The organism is Streptomyces sp. TS71-3 (assembly GCF_018327685.1).
Lineage (GTDB): Bacteria > Actinomycetota > Actinomycetes > Streptomycetales > Streptomycetaceae > Streptomyces.
Map to the genome: position 1 here is coordinate 2,755,959 of NZ_BNEL01000003.1, position 25,500 is coordinate 2,781,458.

At 71.2% G+C, this 25,500-nt stretch carries 17 protein-coding genes and 1 pseudogene; 10 read left to right on the forward strand and 8 right to left on the reverse strand.

What is annotated here, in order from left to right:
• Positions 1-954: 954 nt before the first annotated feature.
• From Sm713_RS35705 to Sm713_RS35715, 3 genes are all read left to right on the forward strand, one after another.
• Positions 955-3,576 carry a glycoside hydrolase family 48 protein gene (locus Sm713_RS35705; RefSeq protein WP_249416906.1) on the forward strand — a complete coding sequence of 874 codons (2,622 nt, stop codon included), beginning with the start codon at positions 955-957 and terminating at the stop codon, positions 3,574-3,576.
• Between the two features lie 31 nt (positions 3,577-3,607).
• A complete protein-coding gene (locus Sm713_RS35710) occupies positions 3,608-4,861 on the forward strand; it encodes a glycoside hydrolase family 5 protein (RefSeq protein WP_212914091.1) in 1,254 nt (417 codons plus the stop codon).
• Between the two features lie 280 nt (positions 4,862-5,141).
• A complete protein-coding gene (locus Sm713_RS35715; RefSeq protein ID WP_212914092.1) occupies positions 5,142-5,954 on the forward strand; it encodes a hydrolase in 813 nt (270 codons plus the stop codon).
• A gap of 175 nt (positions 5,955-6,129) precedes the next feature.
• Here the strand turns inward: Sm713_RS35715 and Sm713_RS35720 are convergent, their stop codons facing one another.
• From Sm713_RS35720 to Sm713_RS35755, 7 genes are all read right to left on the reverse strand, one after another.
• Positions 6,130-6,705: a cellulose binding domain-containing protein gene (locus tag Sm713_RS35720; protein ID WP_249416907.1), complete on the reverse strand. Its 576-nt coding sequence runs from the start codon at positions 6,703-6,705 to the stop codon at positions 6,130-6,132.
• A gap of 332 nt (positions 6,706-7,037) precedes the next feature.
• On the reverse strand, positions 7,038-8,069 hold the full coding sequence (locus tag Sm713_RS35725) for a LacI family DNA-binding transcriptional regulator (RefSeq protein WP_249416908.1): 1,032 nt from the start codon (positions 8,067-8,069) through the stop codon (positions 7,038-7,040).
• Between the two features lie 542 nt (positions 8,070-8,611).
• Entirely contained in the window at positions 8,612-11,611 is a 3,000-nt protein-coding gene (locus tag Sm713_RS35730; RefSeq protein WP_374196141.1) for an NHLP bacteriocin export ABC transporter permease/ATPase subunit, read from the reverse strand.
• Positions 11,612-11,621: 10 nt separating this feature from the next.
• Complete coding sequence (locus Sm713_RS35740; RefSeq protein WP_212914094.1) at positions 11,622-13,904, reverse strand: NHLP family bacteriocin export ABC transporter peptidase/permease/ATPase subunit; 2,283 nt, start codon at positions 13,902-13,904, stop codon at positions 11,622-11,624.
• Positions 13,901-14,707 carry an HlyD family efflux transporter periplasmic adaptor subunit gene (locus Sm713_RS35745; protein WP_212914095.1) on the reverse strand — a complete coding sequence of 269 codons (807 nt, stop codon included), beginning with the start codon at positions 14,705-14,707 and terminating at the stop codon, positions 13,901-13,903. The genes Sm713_RS35740 and Sm713_RS35745 overlap by 4 nt, the downstream gene beginning before the upstream one ends.
• Positions 14,708-14,840: 133 nt before the next feature.
• A complete protein-coding gene (locus tag Sm713_RS35750; RefSeq protein ID WP_212914096.1) occupies positions 14,841-15,059 on the reverse strand; it encodes a type A2 lantipeptide in 219 nt (72 codons plus the stop codon).
• Positions 15,060-15,688: 629 nt separating this feature from the next.
• On the reverse strand, positions 15,689-15,964 hold the full coding sequence (locus tag Sm713_RS35755) for a hypothetical protein (RefSeq protein WP_212914097.1): 276 nt from the start codon (positions 15,962-15,964) through the stop codon (positions 15,689-15,691).
• Positions 15,965-16,355: 391 nt separating this feature from the next.
• On the opposite strand from Sm713_RS35755, the gene Sm713_RS35760 reads away from it, so the two are divergent.
• From Sm713_RS35760 to Sm713_RS35790, 7 genes and pseudogenes are all read left to right on the forward strand, one after another.
• A complete protein-coding gene (locus tag Sm713_RS35760; RefSeq protein WP_212914098.1) occupies positions 16,356-17,027 on the forward strand; it encodes a PAS domain-containing protein in 672 nt (223 codons plus the stop codon).
• A gap of 57 nt (positions 17,028-17,084) precedes the next feature.
• Positions 17,085-18,092, forward strand: coding sequence for a LacI family DNA-binding transcriptional regulator (locus Sm713_RS35765; protein ID WP_212914099.1), 1,008 nt, complete (start codon positions 17,085-17,087; stop codon positions 18,090-18,092).
• Between the two features lie 303 nt (positions 18,093-18,395).
• Entirely contained in the window at positions 18,396-19,766 is a 1,371-nt protein-coding gene (locus tag Sm713_RS35770) for an extracellular solute-binding protein (RefSeq protein ID WP_212914100.1), read from the forward strand.
• 10 nt (positions 19,767-19,776) lie between these two features.
• Complete coding sequence (locus tag Sm713_RS35775) at positions 19,777-20,757, forward strand: carbohydrate ABC transporter permease (RefSeq protein WP_212914101.1); 981 nt, start codon at positions 19,777-19,779, stop codon at positions 20,755-20,757.
• Between the two features lie 16 nt (positions 20,758-20,773).
• Positions 20,774-21,667, forward strand: a complete 894-nt coding sequence (locus Sm713_RS35780) for a carbohydrate ABC transporter permease (protein ID WP_212914102.1) — start codon at positions 20,774-20,776, stop codon at positions 21,665-21,667.
• Between the two features lie 57 nt (positions 21,668-21,724).
• Entirely contained in the window at positions 21,725-23,353 is a 1,629-nt protein-coding gene (locus Sm713_RS35785; protein ID WP_212914103.1) for an alpha-amylase family glycosyl hydrolase, read from the forward strand.
• A 90-nt stretch (positions 23,354-23,443) separates the two neighbouring features.
• Positions 23,444-25,171 (forward strand): annotated as a pseudogene (locus Sm713_RS35790) (glycosyl hydrolase family 28-related protein); the annotation flags it as partial.
• Positions 25,172-25,322: 151 nt separating this feature from the next.
• Here the strand turns inward: Sm713_RS35790 and Sm713_RS35795 are convergent.
• Positions 25,323-25,466, reverse strand: a complete 144-nt coding sequence (locus Sm713_RS35795) for a hypothetical protein (RefSeq protein WP_212914105.1) — start codon at positions 25,464-25,466, stop codon at positions 25,323-25,325.
• Positions 25,467-25,500: the final 34 nt, after the last annotated feature.

Consider the following 25,500-nt stretch of genomic DNA (forward strand, 5'->3'; position numbering starts at 1 on the left):
GCGGTGCGGGTGTGGTCCCTGCGTGCCGCCGTCACTTCTCATCTCCGCCTCCGGAGCCACCGGTGTGGACAGGGCACCGGCATAGGGCGGGGGTGCGGCCGGTACCGCCGGCCCGGCCACCGACAGGGCCGGGCGCAGGCGGGGACGGTCACCCGTGGACGCAGGCGGGGCATGCGGCTCCGGAGCGGTTCCGGGGACGCCGTGGCGCCCGTCCGGGGTGACGTCGGTCCCAGGCGGCCGGTGGGTCTCCGCTCTGGGAGCGCTCTTAGAGTCCGGGGGCGGCTGGGCGGAGTCAAGAGTGGGAGCGGGGCGAGAGGCGGGCCGGCCAGTCCGCGCGGCCAACTCTTCGGCACCCCCGAGCCGTTCACCGAATCGCCGATCTCCGCTGCTCACGGCGGGTGCGAACGTCCGGGCGGGGTGTCGCGCCCGGGTGGACGCGAGGAGCGGATTGCTACAGCGGGGTTTCCAGCTTGTCATGGCCCCGCTACAGTCCCCACTGGGAGCGCTTCCATAAGGCGCCCAGCCAAGCACGTTCTCCGCCCCACAGGAGGAACGCCGTGCGAGACCGAGTGGCACACCTGCCGAGTGCGGCGCCACCCCCTGGCACCGCGAACGGGCCGGTGCCCCCGTGCCCGTGCCGGTGTTCCCCCGATGCCCGGCCGGCCGGCGACCTCGGGCGGCGGCGCGGTACCGCCCGCCGGGTCGGCGGGGAACCGGCCGGGCACCGTTCCACAGGCTCACCCGAGGTGCTGTTCCGGGCTCACGCCCACCCCTGATCTCCGGCTCCCGAGTGGCCGCTCACGAGCCCATTCCGGAGCCGGCTCTCACGTGCGACGCCCCGGCGGCGGCCCCGCCCCGGGTGCGTTCGCCGCGTGTCCCGTTCGCTCGGGACGCCCTGCGAGCGGTTCCCCCGGGGGACCGTCCACCCCCACAGAAGAGAGGCATCATCTCGCGATGAGACCACACAGGAAACGCCGGCTGCGGCCCGGCCCCGTCACCGGCGCGGTCGCGCTGGCCGCCCTGGTGGCGGGTGCGTTACCCGCCGTCTCGGTGGCCTCGCCTGCCGGCGCCTCGGCGACGCACGCGAGCCCCCTGTCCACGGGGACGATCAGCTCGCTGAAGCCGAGCGACAACTACTTCCTCGGCAAGCACGCGACCGTTCCCCTGGCGACCAGGACCAAGGGCGACGTCACCAAGGTCGAGTACTTCGCCGACGACACCCTGCTGGCCAGGGACACCACCGCGCCCTTCACGGGCAACTGGAAGGACGTCCCGGCGGGCCACTACTCGATCACCGCCAAGGTGTTCAACGAGGACGGCAAACCGACGACCACGGAGCCGGCCGACGTCACCGTCCTCGCGGGACCGACCATCCTGGCCTCGCCCGTCACCGAGCAGGTGCGGCAGGGCGGCTCGACGTCCTTCGGGGTGCACCTGGCCACCAGGCCGGCGCACGACGTCACGGTGTCGGTGTCCCGCGCCGACGGCACCGCGAACCTGGCGGCAGGTCGGAAGAAGCTGACCTTCACTCCGGAGAACTGGAACACGCCCCAGCAGGTCGAGGTCACCTCGGCCGGGAGGGGCGGCGACCTCAAGAACGCCACGTTCCGGGCGAGCGCCGACGGCTACAAGTCGGGTCTGGCCAAGGTGCAGGAGCTGAAGGCCGACGCGTCGGACTACGAGCAGGCCTTCCTCGACCAGTACAACAAGATCAAGGACCCGGCGAACGGCTACTTCCGGGACTTCGGCGGCATCCTGGTGCCCTACCACTCCGTCGAGACCCTGATGGTCGAGGCTCCCGACCAGGGGCACGAGACCACCTCGGAGGCGTTCAGCTACTACCTGTGGCTGGAGGCCGAGTACGGCAAGATCACCGAGGACTGGGGCCCGCTGAACGACGCGTGGAAGTCCATCGAGACCTACGCGGTCCCGCCGCACGCCGACCAGCCGACCAACGACAAGTACGACGCGAGCAAGCCCGCGACGTACGCGCCCGAGTCGCCGAAGATGTCGGACTACCCGGCCAGGCTGGACTCCGGCGTCGCGGTGGGCCAGGACCCGATCGCGGCCGAGCTGAAGTCGGCATACGGCACCAGTGACGTCTACGGCATGCACTGGCTGCTCGACGTCGACGACGTCTACGGCTACTCCAGCTGCAGTGACGGCAACGGCCCCTCCTACATCAACAGCTACCAGCGCGGCTCGTCCGAGTCGGTGTGGGAGACGGTCACCCAGCCGTCCTGCGACGACTTCAAGTACGGCGGCAAGAACGGCTACCTGGACCTGTTCACCGGCGACTCGTCGTACGCCAAGCAGTGGAAGTACACCGACGCCCCGGACGCCGACGCGCGTGCGGTGCAGGTCGTCTACCAGGCGAAGAAGGTAGCGGCGCAGCAGGGCAAGAGCTCCGCCGTCGCCGACGTCGTCGCCAAGGCCACCAAGATGGGCGACTACCTGCGGTACTCGATGTTCGACAAGTACTTCAAGAAGATCGGGAACTGCACCAGCCCGAGCTGCGCGGCCGGCTCCGGCAAGAACAGCGACCACTACCTGATCTCCTGGTACTACGCCTGGGGCGGTGCGCTCGACACCAACGCGGGCTGGGCCTGGCGGATCGGCGACGGCGCCGCGCACCAGGGCTACCAGGACCCGCTGACCGCCTACGCCCTGTCCACCGACTCCGACATGAAGCCCAAGTCGGCGACCGGTGCCCAGGACTGGGCGACCAGCCTCACCAGGCAGCTGGAGTTCCTGAAGTGGCTCCAGACGCCGCAGGGCGGCATCGCGGGTGGCGCCACCAACAGTTGGGACGGCCGGTACGCCACCCCGCCGAGCGGCAGTCCCACCTTCTACGGGATGTACTACGACCCGCAGCCGGTCTGGCACGACCCGCCGTCCAACCGCTGGTTCGGCTTCCAGACCTGGGGCATGGAGCGCGTCGCCGAGTACTACCAGGTGACGAAGGACAGCCGGGCCAAGGCCATCCTCGACAAGTGGGTGGCATGGGCGCTGGCCAACACCACGGTGGGCAGCAACGGGAGCTTCACCATCCCGGACAGCCTGGAGTGGAGCGGCAAGCCGGACACCTGGAACGCCAGCAGGCCGGGCAGCAACAGCGGCCTGAGCGTGAAGGTCGTCTCCACCGGCCATGACGTCGGTGTCGCGGCCTCGCTGGCCAAGACCCTCATGTACTACGCCTCCGGTTCCGGGAACACCCAGGCCCGGACCACGGCGGAGGGCCTGCTGGACGCGCTCAACGCGAACCAGGACAGCCTCGGCATCGCCCTTCCGGAGACCCGGGCGGACTACAACCGGTTCGACGACAAGTACAACGCGTCCACCGGTGAGGGCACGTACGTGCCGCAGGGCTGGACCGGCACCATGCCGAACGGCGACACGATCGACTCCAACGCGACCTTCGAGTCGATCCGCTCCTTCTACGAGGACGACCCCGACTGGCCGAAGGTGCAGTCCTACCTGAACGGCGGCCAGGCGCCCACCTTCACGTACCACCGCTTCTGGGCGCAGTCCGAGATAGCCACGGCGTTCGCGATCCACGTGGACCTGTTCGGCTGAGCCGGCCAGGCCAGCCTCGGAAGGAACGGCAATGAAGCGACTGCGTATCGTCGGATACGCGATCGCCGCGGTGTGCGGGCTCGTCGTCACGACGGCGGCGAGCCCGTCCCTCGCGGCTCCGGCCGGACGGGCACACCCGGCCGCGGCCCGGCCCGCGGCGGCCGCCGGCACCGGCACCGGCTACTGGCACACCGACGGCGCCCAGCTCGTGGACGCCACCGGGGCGCCGGTGCGGATGACGGGCATCAACTGGTTCGGCGCGGAGACCGGCAACTACCTCCCGCACGGCCTGTGGGCGCGCAACTACCGGGACATGGTGGACCAGATGGCGGGCCTCGGCTACAACACCCTGCGCCTGCCCTACTCCAACGAGATGCTCAAGGCCGGCTCCACGCCCAACGGCATCGACTACAACAAGAACCCCGACCTGGCCGGCCTCACCGGCCTCCAGATCCTGGACAAGGTCATCGGCTACGCGGGCTCCAAGGGCATGCGGGTGATCCTGGACCGGCACCGCCCCGACTCCGCCCAGCAGTCCCCGCTCTGGTACACCCCGGCCTACCCGGAGAGCGTCTGGATCGACGACTGGAAGACGCTCGCCCGGCACTACGCGGGCAACACCACGGTGATCGGCGCCGATCTGCACAACGAACCGCACGCCGTGCAGGGCGGCACCGGCTCCTGCTGGGGGTGCGGCAGCACGGCCACCGACTGGCGGCTGGCCGCCGAGCGGGCCGGCAACGCCATCCTCTCCGCCAACCCCGACCTGCTGATCATCGTCGAGGGCATCGACTGCGTGCCGGACACCGGCGATCCCCAGTGCGGCTGGTGGGGCGGCAACCTCTCCGGCGCCCGCCAGTACCCGGTCCGCCTCGACGTGCCGGACAGGCTGGTCTACTCGGCGCACGAGTACGCCACCTCGGTCTCCCGGCAGCCCTGGTTCGACGACCCGTCCTTCCCGGACAACCTGCCCGCCCTGTGGGACCACTTCTTCGGCTACCTGGAGGAGGAGGACATCGCCCCCGTGCTGGTGGGGGAGTTCGGCAGCACCCTCCAGGACCCCCGCGACGGCCAGTGGCTGGCGGCCCTCATGCGGTACATGGGCACCGGCACCGGCGGCATGGACTTCACGTACTGGTCCCTGAACCCCAACTCCGGTGACACCGGCGGCATCCTCCAGGGCGACTGGACCAGCGTGGACACGAAGAAGCAGGCCTACCTGGACCCGTACCTGATCCCGCCCGTGCCGCCCACCGGTGCCGCGGGAGCCCACCCGGGCGGCTGACGCCCGGCATCCGAAGACCACCGAGCGCGTCCGCGCCGTGGCGGCGGATTCCTCGCTCACGCCGCCGCTCGTGAGGAACGGCGGGACGCGCGTCCCCCGGTGGTGGTTCCGCGACCACCACCGAACGCGGTGGAGGGCTCGGTGGGAGCCCTCCACCGCGTGCTCCCGCCCGTGGGAGGACCGTGCCTCCCACGACGGGCCGCGCGCCCCCGCCGCGGGCGCCCCTCGGCACCCCGGCGTCGTTCGGCACCCCGCCCCGCCCCTGCCCCCGGAGGAACCCATGGCTTCAACACCCGCACGCACGGGCCGCCGGCGCCTACCCGCGCCCGCCCTGACCGCGCTGGCCCTCACCGCCGTCGCCGCGGCCGGGCAACTCGCCCTCCAGCCCGTGGCCGCTGCGGCACCGGCAAGCCCCGCCGCCACCGTGTTCACCGACGGCTTCGAGAACCAGACGGGCACGACACCCTCCGGCCGGTGGAACACGACGGTCCGGGACTGCTCCGGAACCGGCACCGCCACCGTCGACTCCACCAAGGCGCACACCGGCACCAAGTCGGTGCGCGTGAACGGCAAGACGGGGTACTGCAACCACGCGTTCGTGGGCACCGACCTGAGCGGTGTCTCCGGCGGCTCGCTCTACGTGCGGTTCTGGATCAACCACAGCACGCCGCTGCCGACCATGCACGTGGCGTTCGCGGCCATGCAGGACGCCAACGACGGCGGCCGGGACCTGCGCATGGGCGGCCAGAACCAGGCACTGCAGTGGAACCGCGAGTCCGACGACGCCACCCTGCCCGCGCAGAGCCCCGTCGGCGTCAGCAAGAGCATCCCGCTGCCCACGAACACCTGGTCCTGCATCGAGTACGGCATCACCGGCGGCAACCTGACGACCTGGGTCAACGGCAGGACCGTCGAGGGCCTGATCGCCGACGGCAGCCCCACGCAGGACGTCGACCAGCAGTGGCGGTCCAAGGGCAACTGGAGCCCCAACCTGAAGAACCTCCGGCTCGGCTGGGAGAGCTACGCCGACGGCGACGACACCCTCTGGTTCGACGACGTCGCGGTGGGCACCTCCCAGATCGGCTGCTCCTGACGGGCCGTGGGCAGGACCGCGCCCGCCCCGACCACGGCGCGGTCCTGCCCACTCCGCACCGGTGCGCCGGCCGCCTCCGGCGGTGACGGGCACGAGAAGGCCCCGGAGCGCGTTCGCGCCCGGGGCCTCGGCGGCGTTCAGCGGGTCCGTTCAGTGGCTCGTGCAGCCCATCGGGTCAGGGGCTCGTGCACCCCATCGAGCCGATCGGGAAGTTGTTGCCGGTCGAGTCCGCGGTGAAGCCGAAGACGACCTCGTCGTCCGGCGGGACGGTGGCGTTGGACGCGACGTTCCTGACCGTCACCGTGCCGTCGCCGTTGCGGGTCAGGGTGCCGTCCTGCACCGCCGTGACCGTGGTGTCGAGACCCGGCTGCCAGGTCACCGTCCAGCCCTCCATGGGCTCGGTGCCGTGGTTCATCACCTCGACCTGGCCCGTGAAGCCACCGGTGTGCTCCTCGGTGACGTTGTACAGCGCCATGCAGGCCATCGGCTCGCCGGGGTCGGTGGGCGGGTCCGTCGGATCCGTGGGCGGCTTCGGGTGGTGGCCGTGGTGGTGATGGTGGTGGTGCGGACGGTCCCCGTGGCCGTGGTGGCCGTGGTGGCCGTGCTCTGCGTGGTGCCGGTGGGCGGCGACCGCGGCACCGTCGGCCGCGTTCTGCGCCTGGGCGGCACCCGGGCCCCACAGGACCAGGCCCGCCGCGGTGAGCAGGGCGGCGCCGGCCGCGGGTAACGTGAATCTGCCTCGTCTTCGCACGTGTGCACCCTTCGGTGGGGCCCGGCGGGCACGGTCCGCCACCGCCGGAGTGCGGCGGACCGCTTCGGGCACGGGGGAGAGGGGCCCTCCGGGCAGGCACACCGCCATGAGCCGCAGGCAGGGCAGAGGCGGTGAGCACCGCTGGGAGCGCTTCCAGAAGCACGATACCGGTGCCCCCATGACGTGTAAACGCCTCCGACGGCGCGGAGGGGAGAGGTGATGGAAGCGGTCTCAGAATGGTCCGGAGGCAACGCCGGACGGTCGGTTTCCGCCCGTGGCCCGGAGCCCGGAGCCCGGAGCCCGGAACCCGGAGTGCGAGCCCGGGGCCCGGCTCAGGTGGTCGCGCGCCGCACGAACTCGGTGGGCAGCAGGATCGAGGGAGGCAGGTCGGGGTCGCCCGCGAGCTGGGCGAGCAGCCGCCACGCCATCGTCCGGCCCAGCTCCTCCACGGGCTGCCGGATGGTCGTCAGCGGCGGCGCCGCGGTCGCGGCGACGTCCGAGTCGTCGAAGCCGACCACCGCGACGTCCTCGGGCACCCGCTTGCCGATCGCCTGGAGGAACCGCATGGCACCCACCGCCATCAGGTCGGATGCCACGAACACCGCGTCCAGGTCGGGGTACGACTCCAGCAGCCGGCGCATCGCGGCCTCGCCGCTCGCCATCGTGAAGTCGCCGTGCTCCACGGCGTCCGTGGGCTGCCCCGCCGAGGCGAGCCCCCGGCGGAAGCCGCTGAGCCGGTCGATGCCCACGGCCATGTCCCGCGGCCCGGCGATGGTGGCCACCCGGTGCCGCCCCACGTCGATCAGGTGACGTGCCGCCATACTCGCGCCGTTGAAGTTGTCCGCGTCGACATAGGGCACGTCCGCCCTGGTCAGCGGCCGGCCGCAGACCACGAGCGGCAGCCCGGACTCCAGGAGCTGCCCGGCCACCGTGTCCCCGCCGTGCACGCTGACCAGCAGCACCCCGTCGACGTGCCCCTCCCGCAGGGAGCGCAGCGAACCGTCGTCGCCGTGCTGCTCCTTGGCCATGATCAGCGAGAGCTGGAGGCCGCTCTCCCCGAGGCTGCCCGAGATGCCCCGCATGATCCGGGCGAAGAAGGGGTCGCTGACCACGAACTTCTCCGACTCGGACACCACCAGTGCGATGGAACCGGTCCGCTTGGTCGCCAGCGACCTGGCCACCTGGTTCGTCCGGTACCCGAGGCTCTCCACGGCGCGCTCCACCGCGGCACGGGCGGAGGAGCTGACGTAGGGCAGGCCGTTGATCGCCCTGGAGGCCGTGGCACGGGAGACGCCCGCCGCCTTCGCCACCTCGTCGAGCGTGGGCGGCCGCCCTGCCGTGGGGGCCTTCGCAGGATCATTCACCGGTTCTCCACTAGTGACAGGGGCAACTGCCGTCGTACGCATGCCGCGCGGGGCCGCGTCGGATGACCCGGGTCCGCTCGGCATTCTCTGGCTCTTCCCACGCCCGACCATGGTATTCACCTGCGAACACGCTTCCTTCCTCCACCACTTCCCCCGGGGCGCGGGAGGTGCCCTCTCCCACCGCCTCGGGGGCATGGGACCCCCTTGAGGCAGGGGAGGACATCTCACCCCACCACCCCGAGGGCCATGGGACGCTGCCCGACCCACCGCCTGGAAGGCATGGGAAGTACCCCAGGTGGCGATGCGTGGGCCGTTCCGCCCGAGAGCGAGTGCCCGCACGATCGATCCGGCGGTCCCGGCCGTCCTCCCCCGACAGCGGGATCGGCCTCCAGACCCAGTGGTGTGTCGCGCCTGCCTACAGACTCTGGAAGCCGTTCCAGATTACCTGCCGGTCTGGTCCGACCACCATATTGGACCGAACGCGGAACGAGGTGATTGCGATCACGAACAGCCCCGGAGCCGCCGCCGGTCGGGCGGGTGCGTCACTGCATCTGGCGTCGCACCAGCTCAGTGAGCCGGCCCTGGGGATTGGCGAGGAGCTGTGCCGGTGGCCCGACCTCCGTGACGCGGCCGTCGGTCATCACGATCACGCGGTCGGCGTCCATCACCGTGGAGAGCCGGTGGGCGATCACCACCCGGCTGGCCTTGAGTGCGCGGGTGCTGTCGATGACGGTGCGCTGGGTCTCGTTGTCGAGGGCGCTCGTCGCCTCGTCGAAGAAGAGGATCCGCGGCCGGCGTATCAGCGCCTGGGCGATCATCAGCCGCTGCCGCTGGCCGCCGGAGACCGCCCCGCTGCCCGCGACGATGGTGTGCATGCCCATCGGCATCCGCCGGATGTCCTCGGCGAGGCCGGCCATCTCCGCGGCCTCCCAGGCCTCTTCCTGCGTGAACGGCTCCGCGCCGCATATGCAGTCCAGGATGGAGCCGGTGAACGGCTGCGCGTGCTGGAGCACCACGCCGCACTGCCGGCGCACCGCCGCCTGGTCGAGCGCGGACAGGTCCTGGCCGTCGTACAGCACGCTGCCCGACACGGGCCGGTCGAAGCCGATCAGCAGCCTCAGCAGCGTCGACTTGCCGCAGCCGCTCGGGCCCACGACCGCCACGAACTCGCCGGGCCGCACCTCGAAGGAGACGTCGTCCAGCACCAGCGGGCCGTCGTCGCTGTACCGGAAGGAGAGCCTGCGGGCCTCAATGGCGCCGCTCAGCTCGCCGGGCCTGGTGCTCGCCGCGCCCACCTCGGGGGTCTCGTCGAGCACCGGCCTGATCTCCTCGAACATCGGCAGCACCGCCACCACCGAGACCAGCGCGCCGGTGAGCTGGGTGGCCGAGGTGAGCATCATCGTCATCGCGGTGTTGAAGGTGAGGAACGCGCCCGCCGACATGCTGCCCTTCGCCGGACCCGCCAGCAGCATGAACATCAGCAGCGAGCACACCGGGAGGTAGAGCGAGCCCGCGACCGTGGTGATGTTCTTGATCCGGCCGACCCGCTGCTGCATCTCACGGCTGCGCGCGAACTCCCGGGCCCAAGCCGCGTACGCGTAGTTCTCGGCCGCCGCGATGCGCAGCTTCGGCAGGCCGCGCAGCGTCTGGAACGCGCGGTTGTTGAGCTTGTTGGTGAGCACCACGAGACGGCGCTGCCAGCGCACCTGCCAGAGCCCGAGGGCCAGGAAGACCGCCGCGATCAGTATCAGCATCCCGATCGCCGCCAGCGCCATCGGGACGCTGTAGCAGAGCAGCAGGACGAAGTTCATCGCGCCGATGGTGGTGGACTGCACCGCGACCGGCGCGACGCCCGCCAGCATCCGCCGGATGGCGCTGATGCCCATCGCCGCGCTGGCCAGCTCGCCCGTCGAGCGCTGGGTGAAGAACCGGGTGGGCAGCCTGAGCAGCCGGTCCCACACGGCCGGCTGGAGCGTGCCCTCGATCCGGCCCTCGACCCTGAGCAGGGTGAGGCTCTGCAACAGCGTGAACGCCGCCGAGACCAGGCTGCTGACGATCACCGCCAGGCAGACCTGGACGATCAGCCCGCGTTCGGCGTTCGGCACGAAGTCCCCGAGCACCTTGCCCGTGGCGATCGGTACCAGCGCGCCGAGCCCCACCGTCACCAGACCGCTCAGGATCAGGTTCCGGATGTCGAACGCCGTGCCCTGGAGGCTGAAGCGCATCAGCCGCGCGAGGCTCAGGCGCCGCTCGGGCAGCGGCCGGTAGAGCATCATGCCCTGCGGCTCGAACTCCTCCACGTTGTCCGCGCCGATCCTGGTGCCGCGGCCGGAGCCCGCGCTGACGGCGGTGTAGCCGCCGCGCCGCCACAGCAGCGCCACCGGCGTGCCGCTGCCGACCCGGTGGCCCACCAGCGGGCCCATGTCCTCCTTCCACCAGCGGCCCACGAGGCGCACCTCCCGGGTGCGCACCCGGGACGCCTGGGCGATCCGCTCCACGGGGTCGATGCGCTCGCTCACCGCGCCGCTGCGGGAGGGTTCCACCAGCTTCACGCCGGCCGCCTGGGCCACCAGCCGGCACACGGCGTAGGTGACGTCGTCGCCGGCGGCCTGCCCGCGCCCGCCGGTGGAGCGGCTGCTGCCGATCGACGCCAGCAGTGCCCGGTCGGCCTGCTCGCGGACCGCCTCGCCGGCCCTGATGCCGGCCGCCGTGCGGTCCTCGTGGGTGCGTTCGAGCTGCTCGATCCAGCGGTCCAGGGCGGACAGCAGGCGCTCCTGCTGGTCCACCATGCCCTGCCACAGCGTGGGGTCGATCAGCAGGTCGCCCGCCGCGTCGTGGCTGTAGGCGGCCCCGTACTGCACGCTGCCGGGCGGCACCTGCATCCACAGCACGTCCTCGGTGCCGGACTCGGCGGGACGCTGGCTCAGCGGCGCCTCGAAGAGGATGCCGAGACCGCGCCCGACGCCCAGCGCGAACGCGTACTCAAGCGCGCTCATCTGCGCTCCGGCGCCCTGGTCCGCGGTCGGGTAGGAGCCGGTGTCCTGGCCAGCGGCCGGATAGGAGCCCGTGTCGTGGCCCACGGCGGGGTACGCGCCGGTGTCGTACGTTCCGGCCGGGTAGCTGCCGGTGTCGTACGCGGGATAGGAGCCGGTGTCGTACGAGCCGGCCGGGAAGGAGCCCGTGTCGTACCCGTCGCCGTACCCGCCCTGGTAGCCCACCGGTTGCCGGGCGAGTTCGCGCAGCTGAATGCGGCGCAGCACGCAGCCGCGCACCGGCCTGCCCACCAGCGTGTGCTGCGGACCCTGCACCGGGCCGAGCAGCAGCGAACCGGGCTCCAGGCGGCCGAGGTGGTGCCAGTGGCCCTGCTCCGCCGCGTCCACCGCGAACAGGTCGAGGGCGCCCGCGGCCACCAGCCACAGCACCACGGGGCCCTCCAGCGGCACGCTGGACAGGCCGGCGCAGTCCACCTGCTCACCCAGTGTGCCCAGCGCGGCGAGGACCGCGTCCTGTTCGGCGTGATGGGCCGCGGCCGGGTCGTGCACGGAGGTCACCTCAGCTCTCCTTGACGAGTTCGGCGTACGGGCCGCGAGCCGCGACCAGGTCGGCATGGCGACCGCGCTCCACGACCGTGCCGTGGCTGAGCACCACGATCTCGTCGCTGTCGCGGACCGTGCTCAGCCGGTGCGCGATCACCACGCAGGCGCAGCCGCGGCGGCGGAGGTTGTCGATGATGACCTGCTCGGTCTCCGCGTCGAGCGCGCTCGTCACCTCGTCGAGCACCAGCACGCTCGGCCCGCGCACCAGCGCGCGGGCGATCTCCAGGCGCTGCCGCTGCCCGCCCGAGAAGTTCTGGCCGTCCTGCTCCACCCGGCTGTGGATGCCGCCCGGGCGGCGCGTCACCACCTCGTACAGCGCGGCGTCCTTGAGCGCGGCGATCACCGCCTCGTCGGGGATCGAGGGGTCCCACAGGGCCACGTTGTCCCTGACGGTCCCCTCGAAGAGGAAGATGTCCTGGTCGACGAAGGAGACCGAGGCGGCGAGCGCGCCGCGCGGGATGTCCTCCAGGCGCTGGCCGTCGATGCGTATCTCGCCCTCCCAGGGCGCGTACAGGCCCGATATGAGCCGCGAGACCGTCGACTTGCCGCTGCCCGAGCCGCCCACCAGGGCCACCTGCTGGCCCGGGCCCACCGACACCGAGAACCCGGTGAGCAGCGGCTTGTCGAGCGGGCTGTAGCCGAAGGTGATGTTCTCCAGCGTGACATGCCCCCGCAGCCTGCGGGTGCCGCCGCCGGTGCCGGGGCGGGCGTAGAGCGAGTCGGCCGGGAAGTTCTCCACGTCCTTGAGCCGGGCCACGTCCGCCGCGAAGTCCTGGATGCGGCCCGCGACGCCGTTCAGCCGGGTGATGGGCGCGGTGAAGCGGGTCACCAGGGACTGGAAGGCGACCAGGAGGCCGATGGATATGTGCCCGTCCACCGCGCGCATCCCGCCGATCCACAGGATCAGGGCGCTGTTGAGCGTGGCGAGCGTCGGTGCCACCATGCCCAGCCAGGCGCTCGGCACGCCGAGCCGCTGCTGCTCCTCCAGCGTGGTGGCGTGCTGTCCCGCCCAGCGGCGGAAGTAGCCGTCCTCGCCGCCGGTGGCCTTCATCGTCTCGATGAGCTGCAACCCGGTGTACGAGGTGTTGGTCAGCCGCGCGGTGTCCGCGCGCAGCTTCTGCGTCCGGGTGGCCCGCAACTGCACGACCACCCGCATCGCGACCACGTTCAGCAGCGCCACGAGGATGCCGACGACGGTGAGCTGCGAGTCGTAGGTGTACAGGAGCACCGCGTAGAGCACCACCACCACCGCGTCCACGGCGGAGGCCGAGAGGTCGCGGGCGAGGGTCTCGGCGACGGTGTCGTTGGACTGCAGGCGCTGTACCAGGTCGGCCGGGCTGCGCTGCGCGAAGAAGGTGACGGGCAGGCGCAGCAGGTGCCGCAGGAAGCGGGCGCTGGCGAGGGTCGACGAGATCAGCCGGCCGCGCAGCAGGTTCGCCTGCTGGAGCACCGTCAGCACCCCGGTGAGCACCACCATCGCGCCCATCGACGCGAACAGCGCGCCCAGCAGCGAGGTCTGCCCGCCGATCAGGAAGGTGTCGATGTAGGTACGGCTGAGCGCGGGCACCGCCGCGCCGACCGCGACCAGGAGCAGGCTGGCGAGGACCGCGGCGGGCATGGTGCCGAAGGTGCCCCGCAGCCGCGCCGGCATCGCCCCGAGGACGCCCGGCTTGCGGCCGCCCTTCTCGAATCCGCTGCCGGGCTCGAAGACCAGCACGATCCCGGTGAAGGACGTGTCGAAGTCCTCCAGGGGCACGAACCTGCGCCCCTTGGCGGGGTCGTTGATGATCACGCCGCGCTTGCCGAACCGGCGGGCCGTGCCGTCGTAGACGACGTAGTGGTTGAACTCCCAGAAGAGGATGGCCGGGCCCTGCACGTCGGCGAGCGCGGAGACGTCCATCTGCATGCCCTTGGCCGTCAGGCCGTAGCTGCGGGCCGCCTTCAGGAGGTTGCTGGCGCGCGAGCCGTCCCGGGAGACACCGCAGGCGATGCGGAGCTCCTCCAGCGGCACGTACTTTCCGTAGAAGCCGAGCACCATCGCCAGGGAGGCGGCGCCGCACTCGACGGCCTCCATCTGGAGCGTGGTGGGGCTGCGCACGGTCTTGGGCTTGCGGCCCTTGGGAGCCGGCGCGGGCGCGGGCGCCCTGCGGCGGCCGCCGCGCTCCTCGGCGCCTGGGCGGTGCCTGCCGCGGCCGGCCGGGGGCAGTGTCTGGGGCGAGGTCTGTTCGGGCGTGCTCATGGCAGCAGCCAGTCGGCGGGGCGCTGGTCGTCGAGGTGGACGCGGGCGGTGGCGCCTGTCATGGACGTGGGGGTGAAGGGTGGTCCCTTCGGTTTGGACCAGCGGTAGCCGGACTTGGTCTTCCGGGACGCGTCGAGCTTGACGACCACCGGCACGGAGCCGCCGTCCTTGGTGAAGGCCTTGGCCAGCTCGGCGTCCCCGAGGAACGCGGTGATCTGCTGGCGGCTCTGCTGGGCCTGGCCGACGTTCGCCACGTGGCCGCGGAGCGTTCCGTACTTGTCGGTGGGCACCGACGGCAGCTTGAGGTCGACCGTGGCGTCATGGGGGATGCTCGGCGCCCGGTCGGCGGGTACGTAGAGGACGGCGACGAGCGGGTCGTCCGGGTGCTGCACGCGCTCCAGGGTCGCCACGTCGGTGCCGGCGCTCACCACGGCGCCGATGGTGATCGGGACGTTGGTCACGCGGCCCGCGGCGATGGTGCGCACGACGGTGTCGCCGTGCGAGGTGTGGACCTTCAGGAGCGGGGTGTCGGCCGGGAGGTCCTTGCCCGGGCCCGCGAGCACGCCGGTCACCTGGCCCGCGACGGGGCTCTGCAGGACGTAGCTGCCCTGCCCGTGAGTGAGGACGCCGGTGGCGTCAAGTGTCGAGGAGACGTGCCCTGTCACGGCCCAGAAGGCGCTCCCCGCCATCACGAGGACCGTGACGATCAGTACGAGCCAGCCCTGCGGCCGGGCGAAGCGCACGGGGAGGTCGAGCTCCTCCGGCGACTGCAGCTTGGAAAGGGCCTGCTTGCGGAACTCCACGGAACTCTTCCCTCAACTGCTTGCGCCTGCGTCCAACTGTCGGCGTCCAGCTTTGCACGTCATGACAGCCGGGAGTCCCGGAGCCGGCAGGCCCCGGGACTCGCAGCGTTATCGCGTCTCAGAGAACGGAGTCTCAGAGACCGGAGACAATGCCGGAGACCGTGCCGGCAGCGTCGATGCCGGTGGTGCCCTGCACGAGGCCGGACACGGTGCCGACGACGGAGGAGACCGGGGCAACCGAGTCGGCCGTGGCCACAACGGTGCTGACCAGGTCGCCAACCAGACCGCCGGAGACGCCGTCCAGCTCGCTGTCGGAGATCTCGAGGGTCTCGACCTGGGGGGTGCGGTTCATGATGGGAGTTCCCTTCATCTGGATATTTCTCAACAACGGCCGGTCGAGCCGGCGGAGCGGGACCGCCGACCGTTCCCGCAGTCGCCCTGCTGTCCCGATGATGGGTGCACCGGGGGGCGGCGTCCGCAGTGGTGAGGATCCAAGCATGCCGCCACGTCAGGCGGCCAATCCCCCGCACCGTCATCCCGTCGGTATAGATGCCGGGCCTTTCCATCAGGTGCAGGAGTGTGCACGGTTCGGTGGCAATTCCTTCACGTCCGTCACCGGCTCGGTGTCCACTCGGGTGGTGGTCCGCCGTGAATTACGGACACTCCGGGCGCAACGTAGCTGCCGTCACCAACGCATCTCGAATGTCTGTGGGCATCCGTGCCACCCATGCGCAATCAGTGTGCAGATTTACTGAAGGTCTGCCCGGATCAGGCGCCAGTGGACGCTTGGTTACCGTGCGATTGCAAAGAGCGTTCGCCGCATGCCTGTGTGGCATGCCTTGCCGGATATTGCGGAGCATGGTGGAACAAAAGGGCCGTGCTCCGCCGGAAACGGTGCGTGTTCACGGCGGGGAGGCATGTGACTCCCGGTCAGCCTTCGACCCTCAGTCCTCGGGTCCTCGGGACCTCGGTCCTCGCCCCTCAGTCGTCGGCCGTGCCGACCGCGGGGCACCACGCGCGCACCATGGCGAAGAACTCTCTCTCGTTCCCGGCGAGTCCGGCGGCGGTGAGGGCGCGGTCGGCGTCGGCCAGTAACGAGGGTGCGACCACGGGTGGGTGTGCCGTGCCCCCGGAGCCCCTGTCGTCGGAGGTCCGGGTGGGCCCGGTCAGGTCGAGGGAGGCGCGCACCGTCTGGAGCAGGCGCAGGTACGCCTGGACGGCGGCGCGTTCGTGGTCGGTCACCAGGGCCGTGGACATGGCTGCTCCCCACCGGGCTGCTCTGTGACGGCCCGCCGCCCGGTGGGCGGGGCGTCATCGGTCGGCTGCGCACGGTTGCCGCGCGCTGCCCAGCATGACGCCCGCCACTGACAACGGGTCAGGTCCCGATCTCCGCGGAGCGGCCGGGGCGGGCCCGAGGGCCGTGAAAGGGGACGAAGGGGGGCGTGGGAGCGGTGTCCGGTGGAGGAGTGCGATCAGCGGGACCGCAATGTGGCGTGATTCTGTCCTCAACAGACCGTAAATGGCATGATAATTGACACACCCAGCGCGGTGGCAGCAGGATCGCGGGGCTGGTGTAAAGATCGGTTTCGCCACCGCAACCGCAGGGCAGTCGCGGAACAAGAGCTGCAGTTGGGGGGTCGGTGAACCGATGGCACACCGCTCGGACGGGTGGCGGTCGGGCCGCGGACACGCCCCCGAGGGCCCGGAGGCCCGCGCCTACCTCACGGACTACGCCGCACTTCTGAGCACGCTTCCCTACCCCTCGGTCGTCTTCGACCACCGCTGGGACGTCGTTCTCGCCAACCCGGCCTTCGACGACCTCTTCAAGACGGTCTCGCACCACCCGACGGCGATGCCTCACCAGAACCTGATGCGCTTCGTCCTCTTCCACCCGGACGCGGGAGCGGTCCTGGAGGACCACGAGTCGAGCTGGTGCCTGCCGATGCTGGCGCACCTGGCGGAGGGCCTGGAGGACCACGGGCAGGACGCCGAACTGCTCGCGATCCGCCAGGAGGTCGAGGACGACCCCATCATGGGGGCCGCCTACCGCCAGGGCCTGCCGCACTGGCTGCGCACGGTCGGCCCGGACGCCGCCGAGCACGACGGCTCCGTGCGCCCCCTGTGCCACCCGGACCCCCGCTGGGGCCGCACCCACTGCCGGGTCGTCGCCGACGCGCCCCGGATGCTCGAATCCCTGGGCTACCGCCATATGACCCTGGTGCTCCGCGACCCCCGCGGCGGCGGCCGTACCGCGCGCCACGCCCCCGGCCGACGGCGCACCGTGGGGCATCTGCGGGCGGTGCCGGCCGCGGAGGCCTGAGCCGGCCGGACCAGCCCGCGCAAGCTGTTTGCAAGCGCTTGCGCTATTCTTGCGTGTATGACGCGACGACTTGCTCAGGTGGCCAAGAAGGTAGGAGTCAGCGAGGCAACGGTCAGCCGGGTGCTCAACGGCAAGCCGGGGGTCTCCGAGGCGACCCGGCAGGCCGTGCTCTCCGCACTCGACGTCCTCGGCTACGAGCGCCCCACCCAGCTGCGCGGCGAGCGCGCCCGCCTGGTCGGCCTGGTGCTGCCCGAGTTGCAGAACCCGATCTTCCCCGCGTTCGCCGAGGTGATCGGCGGGGCGCTCGCACAGCTCGGGCTCACGCCCGTGCTGTGCACCCAGACCAAGGGCGGCGTCTCCGAGGCGGACTACGTCGACCTGCTGCTGCAACAGCAGGTCTCCGGCGTGGTGTTCGCGGGCGGCCTGTTCGCGCAGGCCGACGCGCCGCACGACCACTACCGGCAGCTCGCCGACCGCAGGATCCCGGTGGTGCTCATCAACGCGGCCATAGAGCGGCTCGGCTTCCCCGGTGTCTCCTGCGACGACGCCGTCGCCGTCGAGCAGGCCTGGCGGCACCTCGCCTCGCTCGGCCACGACCGCATCGGCCTGGTGCTCGGTCCCACGGACCACATGCCCTCGCGGCGCAAGCTCGCCGCGGCCAGGGCCATCTGCGCGTCCGCCGGCGACAGGCTCCCCGACGAGCACGTCGCACGTGCCATGTTCTCCATCGAGGGCGGCCAGGCCGCCTCCGCCAGGCTGCTGGACGCGGGTGTCACCGGTTTCATCTGCGCCAGTGACCCGATCGCGCTGGGCGTGGTGCGCGCCGCGCGGCGCAGGGGCCTCACGGTGCCCGGCGACGTCTCCGTGGTCGGCTACGACGACTCGGCACTGATGAACTGCACGGAACCCCCGCTCACCACCGTCCGCCAGCCCATCGAGTCCATGGGCCGGGCCGCGGTCGAGATGCTGTACGCGCAGATCGGCGGCGGCACCGTGGCGGCCGAGGAACTGCTGTTCGAACCCGAGCTGGTGGTGCGCGGCTCCACCGGCCAGGCGCCCCGCTGACCGTCCCCGCGGGCGCGGCCCCGAGCCGCACGGTCAAAGGCCCTGTGGCACCTGCCTGAGCGCGGCCGTGAGCACCCCTGCGCAAAGGGGGAATCGCCCCGGACGCGCATCCACCCCGCACCGGGAACGGCAGTGGTGCGGTACGGACCAACATCACGCTGTTCAATATTTACGAGATGAGCGCGACATCTTGCGTCTCACTATCGGTGGTGGTTGAGTGGCGTGCGCCACGCAGCCGGTGCGTTGTCCTCGGCGTTCCGTGCGGCGCGGCCTCCCACGCGCCTGCCCAAGAGGGGTCCACCGATGAGAAGTTCCGCGTTCCGTCGCACCCTGCCCCGCAGGGGCGCCCCCATCGCCGCCGTGGCCTCGGTGCTCGCCCTCGCCGCGGTGTCGGCCTGCGGCTCGTCGGGCGGCGAGGCGAGCGACGGCAAGACCCACATCACGGTCAACTGCGAGCCGCCGAAGAGCGCCAAGGTCGACCGGAGCTTCTTCGACCAGGACGTGGCGTCGTTCGAGAAGCAGAACCCGAAGATCGACGTCACCCCGCACGACGCGTTCCCCTGCCAGGACCCCAAGACGTTCGACGCCAAGCTCGCGGGCGGGCAGATGGAGGACGTCTTCTACACCTACTTCACCGACGTCAAGCACGTCGTCGACATCAACCAGGCCGCGGACCTCACCCCGTACGTCAAGGACCTGAAGAGCTACCCCACCATCCAGAAGCAGCTGCGCGACATCTTCACCGTCGACGGGAAGGTCTACGGCATCCCGCGCACCGGCTACTCGATGGGCCTCATCTACAACAAGAAGCTCTTCCAGAAGGCCGGCCTCGACCCCGAGCAGCCCCCGGCCACCTGGGACGAGGTGCGCGCCGACGCCAGGAAGATAGCCGCGCTGGGCGGCGGCACCGTCGGCTACGCCGACTACAGCGCCCAGAACCAGGGCGGCTGGCACTTCACCGCCGAGGTCTACTCGCAGGGCGGCGACGTCGTCAGCCCCGACGGCAAGAAGGCCACCGTCGACACCCCCGAGGGGCACGCGGTCCTGAAGAACCTCAAGGACATGCGCTGGAAGGACGACTCCATGGGCAGCAAGCAGCTGCTCGTGCTGAACGACGTCCAACTCATGATGGGCTCCGGGAAGCTCGGCATGTACCTCTCGGCGCCCGACAACATCCCGATCCTGGTGAAGGAGAAGGGCGGCAACTACAAGGACCTCGCCCTCGCACCGATGCCCGGCGGCAAGGGCACCCTGATCGGCGGCGACGGCTACATGTTCAACAAGAAGGACACGCCGGAGCAGATCAGGGCCGGCCTGAAATGGCTCGACCACATGTTCCTCACGCCCGGCAAGGGCTTCCTCGGCGACTACGCCCGCGCCAAGCAGCACGACGCCCCGGTCGGCCTGCCCGAGCCACGGCTCTTCAGCGGCGCCGCCGACGCCGAGGACCAGCGGATCAAGCAGGCCAACGCCAACGTGCCGGTGGACAACTACCAGCGCTTCCTGGACGGCAACAAGCAGCTCCAGCTGAAGATCGAGCCGCCGCAGGCACAGCAGATCTACTCCGTGCTCGACGGCGCCGTCTCGGCGGTGCTGACCAAGAAGGACGCCGACATCGACCAGCTCCTCAAGGACGCCTCGGGCAAGATCGACGGCATCCTCGCCCGGGGCTGACGGGAGCGCCATGAAGACCGCACCGAAGGTGGGCGCCACCGCCCCCGCGCAGCCGGTCGCGGCGCCGCCCGCCTCACGGGGCGGCGCCACCGCGGCCCCCGGGCCCGGCGGCCGGCCGCTGAGCCGGCGGCTCGCCGAGCAGGGCCGCGCCTACGCCTTCCTGCTCGGCGGTCTGATCTGCTTCGCGCTGTTCTCCTGGTACCCGGCGGTGCGCGCCGTCGTCATCGCCTTCCAGAAGTACACGCCGGGCTCGGACCCCCAGTGGGTGGGCACCGCCAACTTCACCCGCGTCCTCCACGACCCCGAGTTCGGCGCGGCCTGGCGCAACACCTTCACGTTCACGCTCTTCGCCCTGCTCCTCGGCTTCGCCGTGCCGTTCGTCACGGCGCTCGTCCTCAACGAGCTGCGGCACTTCAAGGCGTTCTTCCGGGTCGTCGTCTACCTGCCCGTGATGATCCCGCCCGTGGTCAGCGCGCTGCTGTGGAAGTGGTTCTACGACCCCGGCGCCGGCCTCGCCAACGAGGTGCTGCGCTTCGTGCACCTGCCCACCTCCAACTGGTCGAACGGCGCCGACACCGCCCTCATATCACTGGTCGCCGTCGCCACCTGGGCGAACATGGGCGGCACCGTGCTGATCTACCTGGCGGCCCTCCAGGGCATCCCGGGCGAGCTGTACGAGGCCGCGGAGATCGACGGGGCGAACCTGCTCCAGCGGATCCGGCACGTGACGGTCCCGCAGACCCGCTTCGTCATCCTCATGCTGATGCTGCTTCAGATCATCGCCACCATGCAGGTCTTCACGGAGCCGTTCGTGATCACCGGCGGCGGTCCGGAGAGCGCCACCGTCACCGTGCTCTACCTGATCTACAAGTACGCCTTCCTCTACAACGACTTCGGCGGCGCGTGCGCCCTCAGCGTGATGCTGCTCGTCCTGCTCAGCGTGTTCTCCGCCTTCTACCTGCGGCTGACCCGCTCGGGGGAGGACGCATGACCCCGGGGGAGTACTCATGACCACCGACAGTTCCCGTACCGTGCGCACCCTGGTCTCCGCGCACGCCCTCGGCCGCCCGCGGGGCAGGGCCGTGTACTGGACCGTGTTCTGCGCCGTGCTGCTGCTCTTCGCGTTCGCCTTCCTCTTCCCGGTGTACTGGATGGTGTCCGGCGCGATGAAGTCCCCGGACGAGGTGACCCGCACCCCGCCCACGCTGGTCCCCGAGTCCTGGCACCTCACCGGCTACACGGACGCCTGGGACCTGATGCAGCTCCCCACGCACCTGTGGAACACCGTGGTGCAGGCCGCCGGAGCCTGGCTGCTGCAGATCGTCTTCTGCACCGCCGCCGCCTACGCCCTGTCCAAGCTGCGGCCCGCCTTCGGCAGGGTGGTCCTCGGCGGCATCCTGGCCACCCTGATGGTCCCGGCCCAGGCGCTGGTGGTGCCCAAGTACCTGACGGTGGCCGACCTGCCGTTCGTGCACACCAGCCTGCTCAACGACCCGCTGGCGATCTGGCTGCCCGCCGTCGCCAACGCGTTCAACCTCTACCTCCTCAAGCGGTTCTTCGACCAGATACCGCGTGACGTCCTGGAGGCCGCCGAGATCGACGGCGCCGGGAAGCTGCGCAGCCTCGTCTCGATCGTCCTTCCGATGTCGCGGCCGGTGCTCGGCGTGGTGTCGATCTTCGCGCTCGTCGCCGTCTGGCAGGACTTCCTCTGGCCGCTGATGGTCTTCTCCGACACCGGCAAGCAGCCGATCAGCGTGGCGCTCGTACAGCTCTCCCAGAACATCCCGCTGACCGTGCTGATCGCGTCCATGGTGATCGCCAGCATCCCGATGGTCGCGACGTTCCTGGTGTTCCAGCGGCACATCATCGCCGGTATCAGCGCCGGCAGCACCAAGGGCTGAGCGTCCACCAGCCCGCCTGCCCCTGCCCCTGACCAGCACCTTCGAAAGGCACGCACCGTGGGACAGCCCTCCCCTGCCCAGAAACGGACCACGCACAGCCGGCCTGACGACCAGTGGTGGCGCTCCGCCGTCATCTACCAGGTGTACGTGCGGAGTTTCGCGGACGGCGACGGCGACGGCACCGGGGACCTCGCCGGCGTCCGCGCCAGGCTCCCGTACCTGGCACGGCTCGGCGTGGACGCCCTCTGGTTCACCCCCTGGTACCTCTCGCCGCTCGCGGACGGCGGCTACGACGTCGCCGACTACCGCACCATCGACCCCGCCTTCGGCACCCTCGCCGAGGCCGAGAAGCTCATCTCCGAGGCCCGCGAGCTGGGCATCCGCACCATCGTCGACATCGTGCCCAACCACGTCTCCGACCGGCATCCGTGGTTCCGCGCCGCCCTGGAGGCGGGGCCCGGCAGCCCCGAGCGGGAGCTCTTCCACTTCAGAGCCGGGCGCGGCGAGCACGGCGAGCTGCCGCCGAACGACTGGCCGTCGGAGTTCGCCGGGAACACCTGGACCCGGGTGCCGGACGGCGAGTGGTACCTGCACCTCTTCGCGCCCGAGCAGCCCGACCTCAACTGGGCCCACCCGGCGGTCCGCCAGGAGCACGAGGACATCCTGCGCTTCTGGTTCGAACGCGGCGTGGCCGGCGTGCGCATCGACTCCGCCGCCCTGCTCGCCAAGGACCCCGAGCTGCCCGACTTCGTCGAGGGCCGCGACCCGCACCCCTTCGTCGACCGCGACGAGCTGCACGACATCTACCGCTCATGGCGCCGCGTCGCCGACGCCTACGGAGGCGTCTTCGTCGGCGAGGTGTGGCTGCCCGACTCGGAGCGCTTCGCCCGCTACCTGCGCCCCGACGAGCTGCACACCGCCTTCAACTTCACGTTCCTCTCCTGCCCCTGGGACGCCACCCGGCTGAGATCCGCCATCGACGAGACGCTGGCCGAGCACGCCCCCGTCGGCGCCCCGGCCACCTGGGTGCTCTGCAACCACGACGTGACCCGCACCGTCACCCGCTACGGCCGCGAGGACACCGGCTTCGCCTTCGCCACCAAGGCCTTCGGCACCCCCACCGACCTGGCGCTCGGCACCCGCCGGGCGCGTGCCGCCGCGCTGCTCTCGCTGGCCCTGCCCGGCGCCGTCTACGTCTACCAGGGCGAGGAGCTCGGCCTGCCCGAGGCGGACATCCCGCGGGAGCGGATCCAGGACCCGATGCACCACAGGTCCGGCGGCCGGGACCCGGGCCGCGACGGCTGCCGGGTCCCCATGCCCTGGCAGGCCGGGGCGCCCTACGCGGGCTTCGGCTCGCGGGAGGAGCCCTGGCTGCCGCAGCCGGCCGGCTGGGACTCCTACGCGGCCGACCGGCAGGAGGCCGACGCCGCCTCGATGCTCTCCCTGTACCAGGCCGCTCTCGCGATCCGGCGCACCCGACCCGGCTTCGGGGACGGCCCGCTGCGCTGGCTGCCCGCCGACCCCAAGGTGCTCAGCTTCACCCGCACCGACGGCCTGATCTGCGTCGTCAACCTCGCCGAGGAGCCCGCCGAGCTGCCCGGCCACACGGACGTCCTGCTGGCGAGCGGCTCCCTGGACGAGACGGGCCGCCTGCCGAAGGACACGGCGGTCTGGCTGCGGGCCTGACACCGCGGCCGGCCGCCGGCGAGAGCGCCTGTTCCGAATGAGTACGTTCCCCCGCATTCCCCCCACGCTCCCCCCACGAGAGGAACAGCCATGCAGAAGACAGCCAGGCGTCCGTCACCCCGCTGGGTGGCGGCCGCCGCGACCGTCGCCCTGGCCGGCGGGACGCTCACGGCCCTCGCGCCCACCGCGGATGCCGCGCAGACCGCGGGCGCCGACCTGCCCGTGCACTCGGTGGAGGCCGAGGCGGCGACCACCGACGGCTCGAAGGTGGGCCCCGACTACACCCAGGGCACCGTCCCCTCCGAGGCCTCCGGACGGCAGGCCGTGAAGCTGGGCGCCGGCCAGCGCGTCGAGTTCACGCTGCCCGCCGGCGCGAACGCGGTGAACGTCTCGTACAACGTGCCCGACGGCCGGACCGGCTCGCTGGCCGTGTACGTCAACGGCCAGAAGACGGACGCCTCGCTGGCGCTCACCGCCAAGTACTCCTACGTCGACACGGGCTGGATCGCCGGCTCCAGGACGCACCACTTCTTCGACGACACCAGGGCGCTGCTCGGGCGGGACCTGAAGGCCGGCGACAAGGTGGCCCTGGAGGCCTCCGGCGAGGTCACCGTCGACGTGGCCGACTTCGAACAAGTCGCACCCGCCGCCGGCGCCCCCTCCGGCGCCGTCTCGGTCGTCGACAAGGGCGCCGACCCGACCGGGCAGGGCGACTCCACCCAGGCGTTCAACGCGGCGATCGCCGCGGCCAAGGGCGGCACCGTCTGGATCCCGCCGGGCGACTACAAGGTCACCTCCGCGCTCCAGGGCGTCGAGAACGTCACCCTCCAGGGCGCCGGGAGCTGGTACTCGGTCGTACACTCCTCGCACTTCATCGACCAGTCCGGCTCCGCGGGCAACGTCCACATCAAGGACTTCGCCGTGATCGGCGAGGTCACCGAGCGCGTCGACTCCACCCCGGACAACTTCGTCAACGGCTCCCTGGGCCCCGGCTCGTCGGTCTCCGGCATGTGGATCCAGCACGTCAAGGTCGGCCTGTGGCTGATGGGGAACAACGACAACCTCGTCGTCGAGGACAACCGCATCCTCGACACCACCGCCGACGGCCTCAACCTCAACGGCAACGCCCATGGTGTCACCGTCCGCGACAACTTCCTGCGCAACCAGGGCGACGACTCGCTCGCCATGTGGTCGCTGAACGGCGCCGACTCCGACTCCCGCTTCGAGAACAACACCATCTCCCAGCCGAACCTCGCCAACGGCATCGCCATCTACGGCGGCCGGGACATCACCGTAAAGGGCAACCTGATCTCCGACACCAACGCCCTCGGCAGTGGCATCGCGATCTCCAACCAGAAGTTCGCCGATCCCTTCTCGCCGCTGGCCGGCACCATCACGGTCGACGGCAACACCCTTGTCCGCACCGGTGCCGTCAACCCCAACTGGGGACACCCGATGGGCGCCCTGCGCGTCGACTCCTACGACAGCGCCATCGAGGCCCAGGTGGAGATCACCAACACCACCGCCACGGACAGCCCGTACAGCGTCTACGAGTTCGTCTCGGGCGGCGGCACCGGCCTCGCGGCGAAGAATGTCACGATCGACGGCGGCACCGTCGACGGGGCAGGCACCGTCGTCGTGCAGGCCGAGACGCAGGGTGCGGCGACGATCAGCAACGTCAAGGCCGGCGGCGTCGGCGCGGCAGGCGTCTACAACTGCCCCTTCCCGGAGGGCTCCGGCACCTTCACCCTCACCGACGGCGGCGGCAACACCGGCCTCGACGGCACCTGGGACGACTGCTCGAGCTGGCCGCAACCCAGGTAGCGGCACTGTCCCCGCCGCGGCCGGCGCCCCGGAGCACGGAACGCCGGCCGCGGCGGACACGACCGCGGGCGTACGGGAACGGGAAGGCGGCTCCCGTCCCGTACGCCCGTGCGGGATGCGCCCCGTGTCGCCGCGCGGCGCCGTACTACTGGTGCGCGCCCTGGTGGACCTGGTGGTGGCCGTGGTGGGAGACGGCCTTCAGGCCCGACAGGTCCCGCCGTACCACGGTGTTCCGGTCGGAGACGGCGGCGCCCAGCGCGAACTGCGGCCAGGTCCCCATGATCTCCATGCGGCTGCGCTCGCTCCACCGGCGCGCCAGGACG

Coding starts and splice junctions, on each gene's coding strand:
- Sm713_RS35705 (WP_249416906.1), top strand. CDS start 955: ATGAGACCACACAGGAAACGCCGGCTGCGGCCCGGCCCCGTCACCGGC.
- Sm713_RS35765 (WP_212914099.1), top strand. CDS start 17,085: ATGACGCGACGACTTGCTCAGGTGGCCAAGAAGGTAGGAGTCAGCGAG.
- Sm713_RS35750 (WP_212914096.1), bottom strand. CDS start 15,059: ATGAACCGCACCCCCCAGGTCGAGACCCTCGAGATCTCCGACAGCGAG.
- Sm713_RS35760 (WP_212914098.1), top strand. CDS start 16,356: ATGGCACACCGCTCGGACGGGTGGCGGTCGGGCCGCGGACACGCCCCC.
- Sm713_RS35740 (WP_212914094.1), bottom strand. CDS start 13,904: ATGAGCACGCCCGAACAGACCTCGCCCCAGACACTGCCCCCGGCCGGC.
- Sm713_RS35780 (WP_212914102.1), top strand. CDS start 20,774: ATGACCACCGACAGTTCCCGTACCGTGCGCACCCTGGTCTCCGCGCAC.
- Sm713_RS35715 (WP_212914092.1), top strand. CDS start 5,142: ATGGCTTCAACACCCGCACGCACGGGCCGCCGGCGCCTACCCGCGCCC.
- Sm713_RS35770 (WP_212914100.1), top strand. CDS start 18,396: ATGAGAAGTTCCGCGTTCCGTCGCACCCTGCCCCGCAGGGGCGCCCCC.
- Sm713_RS35775 (WP_212914101.1), top strand. CDS start 19,777: ATGAAGACCGCACCGAAGGTGGGCGCCACCGCCCCCGCGCAGCCGGTC.
- Sm713_RS35795 (WP_212914105.1), bottom strand. CDS start 25,466: ATGGAGATCATGGGGACCTGGCCGCAGTTCGCGCTGGGCGCCGCCGTC.
- Sm713_RS35755 (WP_212914097.1), bottom strand. CDS start 15,964: ATGTCCACGGCCCTGGTGACCGACCACGAACGCGCCGCCGTCCAGGCG.
- Sm713_RS35710 (WP_212914091.1), top strand. CDS start 3,608: ATGAAGCGACTGCGTATCGTCGGATACGCGATCGCCGCGGTGTGCGGG.